The sequence below is a fragment of the Burkholderia sp. PU8-34 genome (genome assembly GCF_053427725.1).
In genome coordinates this window covers 127625-142556 of sequence record NZ_JBSAXC010000007.1, presented here as the reverse complement: position 1 = coordinate 142556, position 14932 = coordinate 127625, and the positions used below count along the sequence as shown (strand labels likewise).

The window sequence follows — 14932 nt, the reverse complement described above, 5'->3', positions numbered from 1 at the left end:
GTGCGATGCCACCGTGGCATGCGCATGCCCGTTATGGGTTCGTTGCCGTTCCATCGAACCTTGCAAAGCATAACGAAGCATTCTCAACGCATGTCACTTAATCAAATGAATCGCGGCGCGTCAATCCGTACAAGACACAAGCCGGCCGGAATGGCGAGGGTTCGGCGTCGTGATCGGTTACGCGAAGAACCCGCGAAGCGTCGCGGCGACGCCATTTGGCAGTTTCCGGGCGATTTCCGGACGATGTGGCAAGCGATCGCTTCATTCGGTCAGCACATCGCGCGTCTGTCGCGTCATAGTGAGACCGGCGCGCGGTGTCGCGCGCATGACGGCACTTGGCGAACGAGAAGAGGGGCGATATGGGATGGTTTGAGCGCGAAGGCATCCGCTTTGCATATGAAGAGTCCGGTCCGCCGGGCGGGCCCGTCGTGGTCTTCAGCCACGGCTTCCTGATGGACGGCGAGATGTTCCGGCCGAATGTCGACGCACTGGGGGACGCATTCCGGTGCATCGTGTGGGACCAGCGTGGCTTCGGCGCGACGGGGCCGACCGACCGGGCTTTCAGCTACTGGGATTCCGCGCGCGACCTGATCGGCCTGCTGGATCACCTGGAGATCGCGTCCGCGTCGCTGGTGGGCATGTCGCAGGGCGGGTTCGTATCGATGCGCGCCGCGCTGCTGGAGCCTGACCGGTTCCGCGCGCTCGCGCTGATCGCGACGCGCAGCGATCGCGACGAGCGGTCCGTCGTCGAATCGTTCGAGCAGTTGCGGGCCGAATGGGCGCGCAACGGCGGCACGAACGTCGCCGGCGATCTGGCCGCGTTCCTGCTCGGCCCCGACTATCCGGCATCGGCCTGGACCGAGAAATGGCTGCGCTTGCCGCGTGAACACTTCGATCATCCGGTCGATGCGCTGACGACACGCGACGACATCACGAGCCTGCTCGGCGACATCACGCATGCGTCGATCGTGTTCCACGGCAATGCCGATGCGGCCATCGACCCGCGCTGCGGCGAAGCGCTTGCCGCGCGGCTGCCGAACTGCAAAGGGATGGTGAGCGTGGCGGGGGCCGGGCATACGCCGAACCTGACCCACGCGCATCAGGTCAATCCGCCGCTGAGGGACTTCCTGCTGCGTTATGGACGCTGACGGGGACGCTGACGGATACGCCGTATCGTGCCGAGCAGGCCGGTTCGCTCGGCTCGCGTTGGCGTCCGCACGTCCTGAACGATCCTGAACCGGGTCGGCTCCGGCGCGCCCGGCGTGGCCGGCCCCGGATCGGCCTCGATGTGATCCTGTTTCCGTCACGGCGGGTAAACACCGACCCTAAAGCACGTCATCTCTCGTCGCTTGTCGCCTTATAATTTATCGAACGATCAGCATTGTGGAATTCACGCAATGCCCTGAGCGACCAGGCACGAAAAGCGGCGCGAATCCGGAGCTGATACGGCGCCAGATTCCGGCGAATGATATGTATTCCAAACCAAAAGAGCGAGACATGACGATCAAGAGAAGTGCACGGGTGCTGGCGGCCGCTTTGCCGCTCGGTTGGGCTGGCGGCGCATTCGCGCAAAGCAGCGTGACGCTGTACGGCATCATCGATCCGGACGTGGTGTACGTGAGCAATGCGCAGACGAACAAGGCTGGGGGGACGCTTCATGGCGACCATCAGGTTTCGCTGCAGGACGCCACCACATCCGCCTATGTCGGCAGCCGGTTCGGGCTCCGCGGCAGGGAGGATCTCGGCGGCGGCACGTCGGCGATCTTCACGCTGGAGAATGGTTTCAGCGCGGCGAACGGCTCGCTCGGGCAGGGCGGTGCATTGTTCGGCCGGCAGGCGTTCGTCGGCCTGTCGAGCGACAGCGTCGGCAGCGTGACGCTCGGCCGGCAATATTCGCCGGTGGTGGATTTCCTCGCGCCGCTGACGACGGTCACGCAGTGGGGCGGGTTCATCACCGCGCACCCGGACGATATCGACAATCTCGGCTTGACGGTGCGGCAGAACAACGCGGTGAAGATTGCGTCGCCCGTCTGGCACGGATGGTCGGCGAGCGCGATGTACGGGTTCGGCGGCGTGGCGGGGCACGTGTCGCAGAACCAGATCGTCGCGGCAGGCGCGGGGTACGCGGGCGGGCCGCTGCGCATCGGCATCGGCTATCTGAGCGCCTACGATCCGAACGTTTCAATGTGGGGCGGCCAGCCGAACGGCGGCGGCAGCGCGGTCAACAATATCGGCTCGTTCGGATCGGCGACCACACCGGAGAAAAATCCCGTGATGGCAGGCTACGCGTCCGCCCGCCGCGAGGAGACGGTCGGCGCCGGCGCGAGCTATACGCTCGGCAGAGCGACGCTCGGCGCGGCCTATACGAACACGCGCTTCATCGGGCTCGGCTCCGACGCCGGCCCGAACCCGCGCGGCTATGCGGGTAGCGCGACGTTCAACACGATCGAGGTCAACGGCGCGTACCGGATCGCGACCGCAGTGTCGCTCGGCGCATCGTATTCGTACACGCTCGCGCACGGCCCGGACGCGATCGCCGCGCACTACAACCAGGTCAACGCAGGCGTGCATTACGCACTGTCGAAACGCACGGACGTCTACATGATCGCCGTCTATCAGCGCGCGTCAGGCACCGACTCGCTCGGGCAGCCCGCAGTGGCGTCGATCAACGGGATGACGCCGTCTGCGTCGCGGCAGCAGTTCGTGGATGCGATCGGCCTCGCGCATCGATTCTGACGGGCGTATCGGGCATCACGTTTAAGAACGCTTCAGGCGCGCATCAGGACGCCGCGGGCGGGCGTCGATAAGATCGGATCGCCCATCGCAGCATCGTCCGTGCACGTACGAACTTCGACGCGCGGACGCATCGCCGCACCATGCGGAATCCATTGCTTCGACTACGAGTGAGGACACACGTCATGAATATCGATCTTTCCGGCAAGCTGGCGGTCGTGAGCGGCTCGACCGCCGGCATCGGGCTCGCGATCGCCACAGGGCTCGCCGCGTCCGGCGCGAAGACGGTCGTGAACGGCCGCAAGCAGCAGGCGGTCGACGATGCGCTCGAGGCGATACGCGCAAGCGTCACGCATGCCGACGTCGACGGCTTCGTCGGCGACCTTGGCACGCGCGCCGGCTGCGACGCGCTCGTCGCGGCGTTTCCGGACGCGGACATCCTCGTCAACAACGTCGGCTTCTATGCGCCGGGCACGCTTTTCAGCACCGACGACGAGCAATGGGAGCGCTATTTCGCCGTCAACGTGATGTCGGGCGTGCGGCTGACGCGCGGCTACCTTCAACGGATGATGGCGCGCGGCTGGGGCCGCGTCGTGTTCGTGTCGTCGGAATCGGCGCTCAACGTGCCGCCGGACATGCTGGCCTATGGTTTCTCGAAGACCGCGCAGTTGAGCATCGCGCGGGGCATCGCGAAACAGGCGGCGGGCAGCGGCGTGACCGTCAATGCGGTGGTGCCGGGACCGACGCTGTCGGACGGGTTCCGGGCGATGGTCGAGACGGCCGCGACCAAGCAGGGCAAGACCGTCGAACAGTTCGGCACCGATTTCGTCCGCGCGCACCGCAGCAGCTCGATCATTCGGCGCCCGGCCACGCCGGAGGAAGTCGCGAACATGGTTGTCTACGTCTGCTCCCCGCAGGCGTCGGCGACCACCGGCGCCGCGTTGCGGGTCGACGGCGGCGTGGTGGACACGATCGCGTGAGCGCGACGTGCGTTGTGCGTGCGGCGCGTCGCGCCGCACGCACAACGCACGCAAGCACGCACGATCAGGCCGGCCCCATGATGCGGGTGCCGAGCGAGATCCCGAGTTCCGACAGCGATGCGTTGATGCGTCGCTGCGTGCGTTCCCAGCGCGATAGCGCTGCGTCGAACGCCGTCCTTTCCGCAGCGCCGGGCGCCACATCCCGGAGCGCGTCCGCGAGCCCGACCGCGTTGTCGGCCGCTTTCGCGACGCCGGCCGCCGTATGCGGCCGCACGAGGCAGGCCGCATCGCCGAGCAGGACCGCGCGGCCGAACACCATCCGCTCGACCTCGAGATCCAGGATCGCCTGCGCGAACGGCGCGCGCGTCGCGTCGACGAGCGCCGCGAGCGTCGGGGCGAGCAGCCGGCGGCCCGCATCCACGAGTTCGAGCCGGTTGTCGTCGCGCATCGCGCCGGGCGGCAGTGACCCGTCGCGCTGCGTGCCGTCCTGCGCGAGGAACAGCGCCGGCAGCCGGTCGTGCGCGAGGCGCCGGTACCAGACCCAGTTCACGCGCCGCTTGCCCGGCTCGACGGCACCGTCGCGGCCGGGCACCAGATAGGTCAGGAACAGATGCGCGTCGCCCTGCTGGAACGTGAAGCGGTCGCGCAGCACGCGCAGCACCGGCTCCGGCAGTTCGTGTTCGTCGACGAGCCCGCGCCACGCAACATAGCCGGCGTAGTCGGGCTGCACGTCGGGCAGCAGTTGCGCACGCACGCGGGAGCGGCCCCCGTCGGCGCCGACGAGCAGGTCCGCGTGCTCGATGCGGCCGCTCGCGAAATGCGCGGTCACGCGCGCGTCATCCTGCTCGAGCCGCTCGAAGGTCTCGCCGGTGAACACGACGTCCGCGGGCAGCGCGCGCTTGAGCGCCGTGTAGATCACGTTCCATGCGGTCTGGGTCTGCGGCATGTGAAAGCGCTGCACGATCCGGTCGCTTTCGTCGAGGTAGATCCGGTCGATCGAATCGACGCCCGCGTCGCGCGGCACCGGCACGTGCCCGAACGCGAATGCGTGGACGATCGGCGATTGCAGCACGACGCCGCCGCCGCGGCTGTCCAGCTCGCTCGGCGATTGCTCGAATACCTTGACGCGCCAGCCGGTCGCGCGCAGCGCGTGCGCGGTGAAGAGTCCGCCCACCGACCCGCCGATCACGATGGCTTGCGGTCCCGATGCGTCGTTCATGTTTCGCTCCTGTCTAGGGCCGGGGCAAGCACATCGCGATAACGGTGCGCGATGCAACGCGTGGCGGCGGACATGTGTCGGTGCGCTATCGGGTCCGGACGGCACGCGAATGGGCTTCGAGCATAGGCGAACCGCCGCGCGCGGTGGGATGAATCGTTCTGAATTATTGTGATGCGCGTCACCGCACGCCACGTCGCCACTACACACTTCACCGCTTCACTGCTTCACTGCTTCACCGCTTCACCGCTTCACCGCTTCACCGCTTCACGCGCGCTTGCGGCGCGCGCCCGGCCCGCCGCCGCCGGCGAGCTGCTTCAGCGCGGCCGGCGTGCCGTGCAGGAACGCGTCGATCTGACGCTCGATCTCGGTGTCGAGGTCGTCGGGCACCGGCAGGCCGTAGACCCACTTCCTGACGCCCAGATAGAAGATGCTCGCGTGCAGGCTCCAGATCAGTTCGATTTCCGCTTCGCGCTGCGCGGCCGACGCCGGCGTGACGATGTCGTACGCATGCCGCAGCTCGCGCAGCACGGGCAGGAACACGCGTTCCCGGAGCCGCGACAGGTAGCGCGTGTTGAAGCCTTCGCGGCTCAGCCCCGCGAAGATGAAGGTGCGGATCCATTCGCGCCGCAGGATCGTCTGCGCATAGGAGCGGTAGAACGTGACGAGCCGTTCCTGCAGCGGGATCGCGCGGTCGGCGATCAACTTTTCCCACTCGGGGTTCCACGTGTAGACCTCGTCGTACACGCGATCGATCAGCGCTTCCTTGCTCGGAAAGTAGCGATACAGCAGCGGCTGCGTGATGCCGATCTGGCGCGCGAGTTCGCGCGTGCTGCCGGAGAAGCCGTGCGTCGCGAAATGCTCGACGGCCTTCTCGACGATCTGCCGCTCGCGTGCCTCGGGCGTGAGTCTGCGGCCCGACGGGACGGCGGTGCCGGGGGCGTCTGTCTCCGGTTTGCGGGACGGCGTGCTGCGCTTGCGTTCGCTCATGCATGGGCTCCTGACAACCGGCATTCTTAACTATCGATCGAAAAATAGCAAGGCGCGGCGGAATTCAGCGGATTCAGAAAAATTCAGTGCCGCCACCATGACTTTAAGAATGGCTTTCACTAGTCTGGCTGCCGTACCGCCACATCGGCCCGGCGCGATGCAATCCGGCTCGCCGGGCAGGGTGGCGAAACCGGAGTGGACCATGCCCTATTTGATCTCGCTGGCTGCTGGCATTGTCGTCGGCCTCCTGTATTCCCTGGTGCGGGTGCAATCGCCCGCGCCGCCGCTGATTGCGCTGATGGGCCTGCTCGGCATCGTGCTCGGCGAGCACGCGATCCCGTTCGTGCAGGCGCAGCTCCGGCCGCCGGCCGCGCAGGTGCAGCAGGCACCGGCCGACGTCAGCTGCCAGACCGCCGCACCGTGCAGCAAGGACAAGTAAGCACGGCCAGCGCGGCCGTGGAGAAGTGCGGCCGCGTGCGCGGCGAGGATACGTTCCTCGCATCGATCGCGGGCTACGTCGACACGCTCGGCTTCGTCGCGCTGTTCGGCCTGTTCACCGCGCACGTCACCGGCAATTTCATCCTGATCGGCTCGGGCCTCGCGGGCGCCGGGCACGGTCTCGCGATCAAGTGGCTCGCGTTTCCCGCGTTCATTGCGGGGATCGTCGGCGCGCGCGTGCTGGACCACCGCATGCTTGGGTACGGACACGGCGCGCGCGCCCGTGCGCTGTATGCGCTGCAAGCCGTGCTGCTGGCGGCCTTCATGCTCGCGGGCGCGCTGTCGTCCCCGGTCGGCGACGCCGATGCGCCGCTGACGATCGCATGCGGCCTGCTAGGCGCGGCGGCGATGGGCGTGCAGAACGCGCACGGACGGCTGACCGCCCGCTCGGTCGTCGCGAACACCGTGATGACGGGCAACGTCACGCAGGCCGTCATCGATGCGTTCGACTGGCTCGTGCCGCTTGCCGCGCCAGCCGACCGTGATGCCGCGCGCGCGAGGTTATGGCGCACGCTGCCGCCGGTCGCCGGCTTCGCGCTCGGCGCGCTCGCCGGCGCCACGGGCTATCTGCTCGCGTCGTTCTGGGCGCTGGCGCTGCCGCTTGCGGCGCTGGTGTTTCTCGCGTACCAGTCAGGCAGGCCGGCGGCGCGGCCGGTGCTGCGCTGAATCCCGTGCAGTGTGTCGCTGCACGCATTGAAAAGAAGGAGAACTATATGAATCATGTGAATTTGCGAAGCGTGTTTCGCATTGCACGTGTCGCGGCCGTGTCGATGGCGATGCTCGGCGCGGTGTCGGCCGTGACGCCGGCGCTCGCCGACGTCACGCATCTCGACACTGGCGCCGCGCGCACGCCGGTCGTGTCGGTCGGTGCGCAATACTCGACGACGCACGTGTACGTGCCCGGCGAGCAGATCGACGCATTCGTGGACAGCTTCATCGCGACGTTCGGCGGCAAGGCATCGCAGCGCGCGGTCTTCACGGTCACGCCGACGCCGAGCAAGACGGCATCGCAGTACGTGCAGACGCCGGTCGGGATGCTGTCGGTGTTCGCGTTCGAGACGCCCGTGCCTTATCCGTTCGGCAGCGAGCGCACCGGCTTTCTCGTCACCGACATGGATCAGGCCGTGCGCGCCGCACGCAGCGCGGGGGCCGACGTGATCGTCGACACGTTCGACGATCCGATCGGCAAGGATGCGGTGATCCAGTGGCCGGGCGGTCTCACGATGCAACTGTACTGGCACACGAAGGCGCCGACGTACGGACCGCTCGAGCGGGTGCCGGACAATCGCGTCTATGTGTCGCCGTACATGGCCGACAGCTTCATCAAGCGTTACGTGCGCTTCTCGCACGGCGCCGTCGTGTCCGACAACCGTCGTGCGGACGGCGCCGAAATCGGTCGCCCGGGCGACAAGATCCGGCGCGTACGGATCCGCTCGGGCTTCGGCAACATGCTCGTGTTCGTCACCGACGGACGCCTGCCTTATCCGTACGGCCGCGAGGTGACCGGCTATCAGGTCGCGGACCTCGACGCGACGCTCGAGAAGGCGCGCAGCGCCGGCGTGAAGGTGCTGTCCGAGCCGAATGCGGCCGTCGAAGGCCGCACGGCGATGGTCGAGTTTCCCGGCGGCTATATCGCCGAGATCCACGAGCAGACGAAGTAACGGGGCGCCGGCCGATGTCGAATGCATGGCAACAGACGCTGTCGGGCGTCGTGCTGGCGGGCAGCCTGCTGACGCAGTGCGGCGGTGCGGTCGCCGCGGAGGAGGCCGGCGCGGGCAACGCCGCCAACGCCGCCAACGCAGCCGCGCCGCCGGTGTGCGGCACGAAGCGGCCGTCGGTGATGTTCAACCGCTGGCAGGAAAACTGGTCGGCGCTCGCCGATCCGTGCGTGCCGCACAAGCCGTTCGACGCGCTGAAGTACGTGCCGCTGGGCGGCGATCCGTCCACCTATCTGTCGCTCGGCGCGAACCTGCGCGAGCGCTTCGAGCTGAACAACGCGCCGCTGTTCGGCCTTGGCAGCGCGCGCGACGACAACTACGTGATCCAGCGCACGGAAGTGCATGCAGACGTGCGATACCGCGGACATCTTCAGGCGTTCGTCCAGTTCGCCGATGCGCGGCCGTTCGGCAAGGACACCGTATCGCCGGTGGACCGGAATACGCTCGACATCGAGCAGGCCTTCGTCGCCTATGTCGACCAGATCGGCGGCGGCACGTTCAAGACGCGCGTCGGCCGCCAGCAGATGGCGTTCGACCTGCAGCGTTTCGTGTCGGTGCGGGACGGCCCGAACGTGCGCCAGTCGTTCGATGCGCTGTGGGCCGACTATGAAATCGGCAAGTGGCGCCTGATCGGCTACGTGACGCGCCCGGTGCAGGTTCGCAACGACGCGGTGTTCGACGACGTGTCGAACCGGCACCTGAGATTCGACGGCGTGCGCATCGAGCACTCGGCCGTCGGGCCCGGCGAACTGTCGGGCTACTGGTCCCGCTACACGCGGGACAACGCGCGTTTCATGGGCGCGGCCGGCACCGAGCGGCGCGACGTATTCGACCTGCGCTATGCGGGGAAGGCTGGCGGGTTCGACTGGGACGCCGAGACGATGTTCCAGACAGGGCACGTCGGGCAGGACACGATCGGCGCATGGGCGTTCGGCATCCTGGGCGGCTATACGCTGGCGTCGACTGCGGGCAGGGCGCGCGTCGGCCTGCAGATCGACGGCGCATCCGGCGACACGCATCCCGGCGACGGACGGGTGGGAACCTTCAACCCGCTGTTTCCGAACGGCTACTACTTCACGCTTGCCGGCTACACGGGCTACAGCAACCTGATTCACGTGAAGCCGTCGCTGACGTTCAAGGCCACGCCGACGGTCACGCTGCTTACCGCGGTCGGGTTCCAGTGGCGCGCGACGACCGCGGATTCGATCTACGCGCAGGGGATGATGGCCGTGCCGGGCACGGCCGGAAAGGGCAACGCGTACACCGGCATGTACGCGCAGGTGCGCGCGGACTGGGCCGTCAACGCGAACGTCGCGCTGGCCGTCGAGGCCGTTCACTTCGAGGTCGGCCGTTCGATTCGCGCGCTGGGTGCACGCAACGCCGACTACGTCGGCGTCGAGGCGAAGTTCGGCTGGTGAGGTGCGCCCGCGCAGCGGCGGGCGTGACGGGCACAACGGGTGTGACGACCTCGACAGGCGTGACGGCCTCGACAGGCGTGACGGGCAAGACAGGCGCGACAGGCGCGACAGGCGCGACAGGCACGACAGGCACGACAGGCACGACAGGCACGAAAGGCACGACAGGCACGACAGGCACGACAGGCAACACAGGCGCGACGGGCGCGACGGGCGCGACGGGCGCGACGGGCGCGACGGCCCAGAACCGGCGCGCGTTCTGCCGGCAGCGCGGCGCGGCCGGGCTGTCGCACGCGCGCTGCGGCCATCAGCCCGGCGCGCTCGCAAGCGATGCGACGAAATCGATGAAGGCAGTCACGCGCTTCGAGCCGCGCTGGTTCGGCAGATACAGCGCGGTGATGACCGAGCGCGCCGTGTCGGGCGTCACGTCGTAGTGCTCGAACAGCTTGCGCAGCCGGCCCGCCTGGATGTCCGCGTCGACGAGCCAGTCGGGCAGCAGCGCGATGCCGGCGCCGTCGAGCGCGGCGTCGCGCAGCACTTCGCTGTGATTCGACTTGAGGCGCCCCGTCACGATCACCTTCGTCGTGTCGTGCGCATCCGCAAACGTCCACACCTGCTGATCGCCGCCGAACTGAAAGCGCAGGCATGAATGATCGACCAGTTCGGCCGGTGTGGCCGGCGTGCCGTTCGCGTCCAGATAGTCGTGGCTCGCGACCACGTAGCGCCGGAACGTGCACAGCTGCCGCGCGACGACGTCCGCCGACGGCGCCGCTTCGCCGAGCCGGATCGCGACGTCGATCCGGTCGACGACGAGATCGACGCGCTGGTCGGTGAGCTGGATATCGAGGTCGAGCTTCGGGTAGCGTTCGAGGAACGCTGACACGTGCGGCGTGATGCGGCGCATGCCGTACACGACCGGTACGGACACGCGCAGCGGCCCGGACGGCTCGTCGCCGCGGTCGGCGACGAGCGAGTCGGCATCGGCCAGATCCTCGAGCAGCTGCTTCGCCCGCGCGTAGTAGACCGCGCCCGCATCGGACAGCGTCACTTGCCGGGTCGTCCGGTTCAGCAGCACGGTGCCGAGCGACGCCTCGAGCGCGTCCACCGCCCGCACGACGGACGACGCCGCGAGGTCGAGACGCCGCCCCGCGCTCGAGAAGCCGCCGGCTTCCGCCACTTCCACGAATGCGCGCAGCGCGGAAAACTTGTCCATGTCGTTGCCCTTGTTCGCCTGTATCCGCCGTTGTTCGCCTTTGTTCCGGCCGCAATGTTGCGTTGCATGCGGTTCGCATTCTATCGCCGGGCCGCGAGCGCTATCTTGTCATACGTGAATGCACAGGAGATCGCGATGAATACGCTCGACATTGCAGTGACCTATGACCTCATCTGCCCATGGTGCTGGATTGCCGAACGCAGGCTGTCCGAGGTCATCGACGAAGCCGGTCTCGCCGATGCGGTGAACGTCCGCTTCGTTCCGTTCGAACTGAACCCGTCGATGCCGGCGGCCGGCATGGACCGCAAGGCGTACCGGAGCGCGAAGTTCGGCAGCTGGGCGCGTTCGCAGGCGCTTGACGCGCAGGTCGCGGAAGCCGGCCGCGCCGCCGGCCTCGTGTTCGACCACGCGCGGATCGCGCGCACGCCGAATACGCAGCTCGCGCACCGGCTCGTCTGGTTCGCGCAGCAGCACGGCAACGCGGTTGCGCTGGTCGATGCGCTATTCGCCGGGTATTTTCGGGACGGTCTTGATATTGGCGACGCGGACGTGCTGGCCGGCATCGCGGCCGGCGTCGGCATGGATGGCGACGCCGTTCGCGCGTTCCTCGCGTCGAATGCCGGGGTCGATGCCGTGCGCTCGCTCGAGGCGGACGCGTTGCGCGACGGCATCGCGTCGGTGCCGTCGACCCGGATCGGCCCGGTCGTGATCAGCGGCGCGCAGCCCGCGTCGGTGTTTCGGGACGCGCTGGCCGGGATGCGGGATACGGCCGACCGGGCCGCCTGACGCACCGGGTGCGCGCGCCTGGGCCGGATCTTCAGGACGTTTCATATCCGGCTCAGGATTTTTGGGCCGGGGCCGACTATGCTCGGTATCGTGACGAACCGCGCCCGCCGACCGGCGGCGCGGTTCGTCGACCTGTGGGGCAGCACGCTGCCGGCGTGCGTGGGCGTTTGGGCCGGACGCGTACCGCGACCCCGCGCCGTCGCGCGATCGAACCGAACGCGTATCGCCGTGCAACGAGGACGAGGCCATGACCGACCATTCCGCGCCTGACGCGCCTGATCTCTCAACACCTGACGGCCCAGACGCCCCCGCGTCATCCGCTCTGGACGCGCCGTATTCGTCGCTCGAATTCCGGCGGCACCAGATGTTTCCGCGCCTGTCGCCGGAGGAGATCCGCAGCCTGCAGCGCTTCGCGCGGCCGATGTCGTTCGCGGCCGGCGACCGCATCTTCGAAACGGGCCGTGTCGCGCTGGGGCTGTTCGTGCTGCTGCGCGGCAAGGTCCGGATCTGCACGCGCGACCGGCTCGGGCGCTCGACGCTCGTCATCGAGCACGAAGCGGGGAATTTCATGGCCGAGATGGCGCAGCTGTCCGGCAAGCCGTCGCTGGTCGACGCCATCGCACTGACGGATTGCGACACGCTCGTCGTCGAGCCCGGGCAGTTGCGCGCGCTGATCGTCGCCGACGCGCAGCTCGGCGAGCACATCATGCGCGCGCTGATCCTGCGCCGCCTCGGCCTGATCGAGAAGGGGATCGGGCCGATCATCGTTGGCGACAGCACCGATGCCCGGCTGGTCAGGCTTCAAGGGTTTCTGCGCCGCAATGCGCACCCGGCGGCCGTGCTCGACGTGCGGCACGACAGCGCGGCGGTCAAGCTGCTGGCCGGCATCGCGGCGGGGCCGGCGGATTTTCCGATCGTGTTCTGCCCGAACGGCTCCGTGCTGCGCGCGCCCGACGAGGTGCAGCTCGCCACGTGCCTCGGGCTCGTGCCGACCTTCGAGCCCGGCCGCCACTACGACGTCGCGATCGTCGGCGCCGGCCCGGCGGGGCTTGCCGCGGCCGTCTATGCGGCGACGGAGGGGCTGGCCGTCGCCGTGTTCGACCTGCGCGCGCCCGGCGGGCAAGCCGGCGCGAGTGCGCGCATCGAAAACTATCTCGGCTTTCCGACCGGCATCTCGGGGCAGGCGCTCGCGGCGCGCGCGTTCCAGCAGGCGCTGAAATTCGGTGCGCATCTGGCGATTCCGGTGCGCGTCGAAGCGGTGCGCCGGCAAGCCACGCATCTGGAGCTGACGCTGTCCGACGGACAGCGGATCGGCGCGCGCACCGTGGTGATTGCAAGCGGCGCGGCCTATCGCCGGCCAGCGGTGCCCGAGCTCGCGCATTTCGACGGGCGGGGCACGTATTACTGGGCGTCCCCGATCGAGGGCCGGCTTGTGAGAGGGCAGGACATCGTGCTGATCGGCGGCGGCAATTCGGCCGGCCAGGCGATCGTGTTCCTCGCCAATTTCGCACGCAGCATCCGCGTGCTGATTCGCGGCGACGATCTCGGCGCGAGCATGTCCCGCTACCTCGTCGACCGGATCGGCGCGCTGCCGAACGTGCAGGTCTGCCGGGGCTGCACGCTCGAAGGGCTCGACGGCGACGACTGCGGGCTGACCGGCATCCGGATCCGCCGCGACGGCGGCGTCGAAGCGATCGCGACGCGCCATCTGTTCCTGTTCATCGGCGCCGACCCGAAGACCGACTGGCTCGCGTCGAGCGGCGTCGAACTCGACGACCGGGGCTTCGTGATAACGGGCGCCGCGCGTGACGGCGGGCGGCTGCCGCTCGAAACCAGCGTGCCGGGCATCTTCGCGATCGGCGACGTGCGGTCCGAGTCGGCCAAGCGCGTCGCGTCCGCGGTCGGCGATGGCGCGGCCGTCGTCAGCCAGATCCACGCGACGCTTGCGTGCTTGGACGCGAGTGCAGATGAACGCAGGACGACATGACGCGTCGCTACGGGTGGACGATCACGAATCGCATCGGGTTCGCACGCCTGATCGCATGGGGCATCGGCGCGCCGCCGCGGCCCTGACGGCGCCGCGGCCGTCCGTTCAGCGCGACACGCTGCGCCGCCACGCGCCGGGCGAGCACCCGAGCATCTTGACGAACATGCGGCTCAGATGGCTCTGGTCCGCGAAGCCGCATGCCGCGGCGATTTCGACGAGCGACATGGCGGTCGTCTCGATCAGCTGCCGCGCCTGCGTCACGCGCTGCTCAAGCAGCCACTGGTGCGGCGTGCGGCCCGTCGTCCGCGAAAACGCGCGGATGAAATAGCCGCGCGACAGGTCGCATTCGTTCGCGACTTCCGCGATCGACACGCCGAGGCTGGCCTTTTCCATCAGCAGTTCCTTCGCGCGCGCCGTCTTCGCCGGCGACAGCACGCCCTTGCGGTGCAGCTCGCATTCGAGCGCATTGCCATAGCGCCGCACGAGATGCGAGCCGATCGCGAGCCCCATCTGCTCGACGAACAGCGTCGTCAGCGGGCCCGGTTCTTCAAGGCTGCCGGCAACCGCATGCGCGAGATGGCCGAGCACCGGATCCTGCTGCTCGACCGCGCAGGTCAGGCCGCCGATCAGCGTGTCGCCGTATTCTTCGCCGAGCCGGTCGAGATACGGACGCGACAGCTCCACGAGCACGAAATCGAATTCGCCGTACAGGTCGGCGCGGAAGTCTTCGGAAAAATCCCGGATGTAGATCGAGTCGTGCTGGAACCGCTTTTCCGTTTGTCGCGCGCCGCGGAACAGCGTGCGGTGGTGTCCGCCGTTCAGCGAAATGCCGATCAGGAAGCCGCGATCGCACGCGGGCATCGCGATGCGCTCGAAATGCGCGTCGCGCATGCATTTGCGATAGAGCTTCAGGCCGCCCGTATGTCTTTCGATATCCTTGCTGAGCATGCTCGGCGCGCATCCGAGCGTGTCTTTCGACGACGGCATGGCGGGCGCGATGAGGGATTGGGGCATGTCGAAAGATCCTTGTAAGTCATGGCACGCGAAATGTAAGGCGTGGCGCGCGAAATAATTGGTAATCAGTTTATACGGCGCTTGTGACTGCCCCAAGCCGATTGAACGAATTTCCGCTCCTTATCTGGCGAATTGTTCGCGCGGCGGCCACCGCGCCGCGCGCACCGGACGGAGCACCGCGACGTACCGCACCGGCTGCCGCCGCGTGGAATCGGTTTCGCCGCGCAGCATCGCGTGAATGCGCTGCGCATTTTCCTTCAAGACACGCGTTTATACGGTGTTTACACTCCGCTCATATTTTGGGAATTGCGCGTCCGGCCCGCGTGGGCACGGGCGCCGACTTCGGCCACGTGAACCGCAGCGTTCGCATGGCCGCCATCAA

General features: G+C 67.9%; 13 protein-coding genes. 9 read left to right on the top strand and 4 right to left on the bottom strand.

Features of this window, described 5'->3' with window-relative positions; genetic code table 11:
* Positions 1-359 precede the first annotated feature (359 nt).
* From ACV22Z_RS18625 to ACV22Z_RS18615, 3 genes are all read left to right on the top strand, one after another.
* Positions 360-1148: an alpha/beta fold hydrolase gene (locus ACV22Z_RS18625; protein ID WP_448077756.1), complete on the top strand. Its 789-nt coding sequence runs from the start codon at positions 360-362 to the stop codon at positions 1146-1148.
* 349 nt (positions 1149-1497) lie between these two features.
* A complete protein-coding gene (locus tag ACV22Z_RS18620; protein ID WP_448077755.1) occupies positions 1498-2736 on the top strand; it encodes a porin in 1239 nt (412 codons plus the stop codon).
* A 182-nt stretch (positions 2737-2918) separates the two neighbouring features.
* The gene (locus ACV22Z_RS18615) at positions 2919-3713 is read left to right on the top strand and encodes an SDR family NAD(P)-dependent oxidoreductase (RefSeq protein WP_448077754.1); all 795 of its coding nucleotides are present in this window, start codon (positions 2919-2921) and stop codon (positions 3711-3713) included.
* 64 nt (positions 3714-3777) lie between these two features.
* Here the strand turns inward: ACV22Z_RS18615 and ACV22Z_RS18610 are convergent, their stop codons facing one another.
* On the bottom strand, positions 3778-4932 hold the full coding sequence (locus ACV22Z_RS18610; RefSeq protein WP_448077753.1) for an FAD binding domain-containing protein: 1155 nt from the start codon (positions 4930-4932) through the stop codon (positions 3778-3780).
* Positions 4933-5196: 264 nt separating this feature from the next.
* Positions 5197-5919, bottom strand: coding sequence for a TetR/AcrR family transcriptional regulator (locus tag ACV22Z_RS18605; RefSeq protein WP_448077752.1), 723 nt, complete (start codon positions 5917-5919; stop codon positions 5197-5199).
* Between the two features lie 202 nt (positions 5920-6121).
* Between ACV22Z_RS18605 and ACV22Z_RS18600 the strand changes: the two genes are divergently transcribed.
* Genes ACV22Z_RS18600 through ACV22Z_RS18585 form a run of 4 tightly spaced genes read left to right on the top strand, consistent with a single transcriptional unit; the run spans position 6122 to position 9553 of the window.
* On the top strand, positions 6122-6358 hold the full coding sequence (locus tag ACV22Z_RS18600; protein WP_448077751.1) for a DUF1427 family protein: 237 nt from the start codon (positions 6122-6124) through the stop codon (positions 6356-6358).
* Entirely contained in the window at positions 6340-7083 is a 744-nt protein-coding gene (locus tag ACV22Z_RS18595; RefSeq protein ID WP_448077750.1) for a YoaK family protein, read from the top strand. Before ACV22Z_RS18600 ends, ACV22Z_RS18595 begins: the two co-directional genes overlap by 19 nt.
* Positions 7084-7130: 47 nt before the next feature.
* The gene (locus tag ACV22Z_RS18590; RefSeq protein ID WP_448077749.1) at positions 7131-8078 is read left to right on the top strand and encodes a VOC family protein; all 948 of its coding nucleotides are present in this window, start codon (positions 7131-7133) and stop codon (positions 8076-8078) included.
* Positions 8079-8092: 14 nt separating this feature from the next.
* Complete coding sequence (locus tag ACV22Z_RS18585) at positions 8093-9553, top strand: alginate export family protein (RefSeq protein WP_448077748.1); 1461 nt, start codon at positions 8093-8095, stop codon at positions 9551-9553.
* Between the two features lie 304 nt (positions 9554-9857).
* Here ACV22Z_RS18585 and ACV22Z_RS18580 read toward each other — a convergent pair whose 3' ends face one another.
* Positions 9858-10763 (bottom strand): LysR family transcriptional regulator, encoded by a 906-nt coding sequence (locus ACV22Z_RS18580; RefSeq protein ID WP_448077747.1) that lies wholly within the window; start codon positions 10761-10763, stop codon positions 9858-9860.
* 135 nt (positions 10764-10898) lie between these two features.
* Between ACV22Z_RS18580 and ACV22Z_RS18575 the strand changes: the two genes are divergently transcribed.
* Positions 10899-11549, top strand: a complete 651-nt coding sequence (locus tag ACV22Z_RS18575; protein WP_448077746.1) for a DsbA family oxidoreductase — start codon at positions 10899-10901, stop codon at positions 11547-11549.
* A 247-nt stretch (positions 11550-11796) separates the two neighbouring features.
* Positions 11797-13536, top strand: coding sequence for an FAD-dependent oxidoreductase (locus ACV22Z_RS18570; RefSeq protein WP_448077745.1), 1740 nt, complete (start codon positions 11797-11799; stop codon positions 13534-13536).
* A 105-nt stretch (positions 13537-13641) separates the two neighbouring features.
* Here the strand turns inward: ACV22Z_RS18570 and ACV22Z_RS18565 are convergent, their stop codons facing one another.
* Positions 13642-14550: a helix-turn-helix domain-containing protein gene (locus ACV22Z_RS18565; RefSeq protein WP_448077744.1), complete on the bottom strand. Its 909-nt coding sequence runs from the start codon at positions 14548-14550 to the stop codon at positions 13642-13644.
* Positions 14551-14932 lie beyond the last annotated feature (382 nt).

What these genes read in the sequence shown, in the direction of transcription:
- ACV22Z_RS18625 (WP_448077756.1), top strand. Translation starts at nt 360, where the DNA reads ATGGGATGGTTTGAGCGCGAAGGCATCCGCTTTGCATATGAAGAGTCC.
- ACV22Z_RS18620 (WP_448077755.1), top strand. Translation starts at nt 1,498, where the DNA reads ATGACGATCAAGAGAAGTGCACGGGTGCTGGCGGCCGCTTTGCCGCTC.
- ACV22Z_RS18615 (WP_448077754.1), top strand. Translation starts at nt 2,919, where the DNA reads ATGAATATCGATCTTTCCGGCAAGCTGGCGGTCGTGAGCGGCTCGACC.
- ACV22Z_RS18610 (WP_448077753.1), bottom strand. Translation starts at nt 4,932, where the DNA reads ATGAACGACGCATCGGGACCGCAAGCCATCGTGATCGGCGGGTCGGTG.
- ACV22Z_RS18605 (WP_448077752.1), bottom strand. Translation starts at nt 5,919, where the DNA reads ATGAGCGAACGCAAGCGCAGCACGCCGTCCCGCAAACCGGAGACAGAC.
- ACV22Z_RS18600 (WP_448077751.1), top strand. Translation starts at nt 6,122, where the DNA reads ATGCCCTATTTGATCTCGCTGGCTGCTGGCATTGTCGTCGGCCTCCTG.
- ACV22Z_RS18590 (WP_448077749.1), top strand. Translation starts at nt 7,131, where the DNA reads ATGAATCATGTGAATTTGCGAAGCGTGTTTCGCATTGCACGTGTCGCG.
- ACV22Z_RS18585 (WP_448077748.1), top strand. Translation starts at nt 8,093, where the DNA reads ATGTCGAATGCATGGCAACAGACGCTGTCGGGCGTCGTGCTGGCGGGC.
- ACV22Z_RS18580 (WP_448077747.1), bottom strand. Translation starts at nt 10,763, where the DNA reads ATGGACAAGTTTTCCGCGCTGCGCGCATTCGTGGAAGTGGCGGAAGCC.
- ACV22Z_RS18575 (WP_448077746.1), top strand. Translation starts at nt 10,899, where the DNA reads ATGAATACGCTCGACATTGCAGTGACCTATGACCTCATCTGCCCATGG.
- ACV22Z_RS18570 (WP_448077745.1), top strand. Translation starts at nt 11,797, where the DNA reads ATGACCGACCATTCCGCGCCTGACGCGCCTGATCTCTCAACACCTGAC.
- ACV22Z_RS18565 (WP_448077744.1), bottom strand. Translation starts at nt 14,550, where the DNA reads ATGCCCCAATCCCTCATCGCGCCCGCCATGCCGTCGTCGAAAGACACG.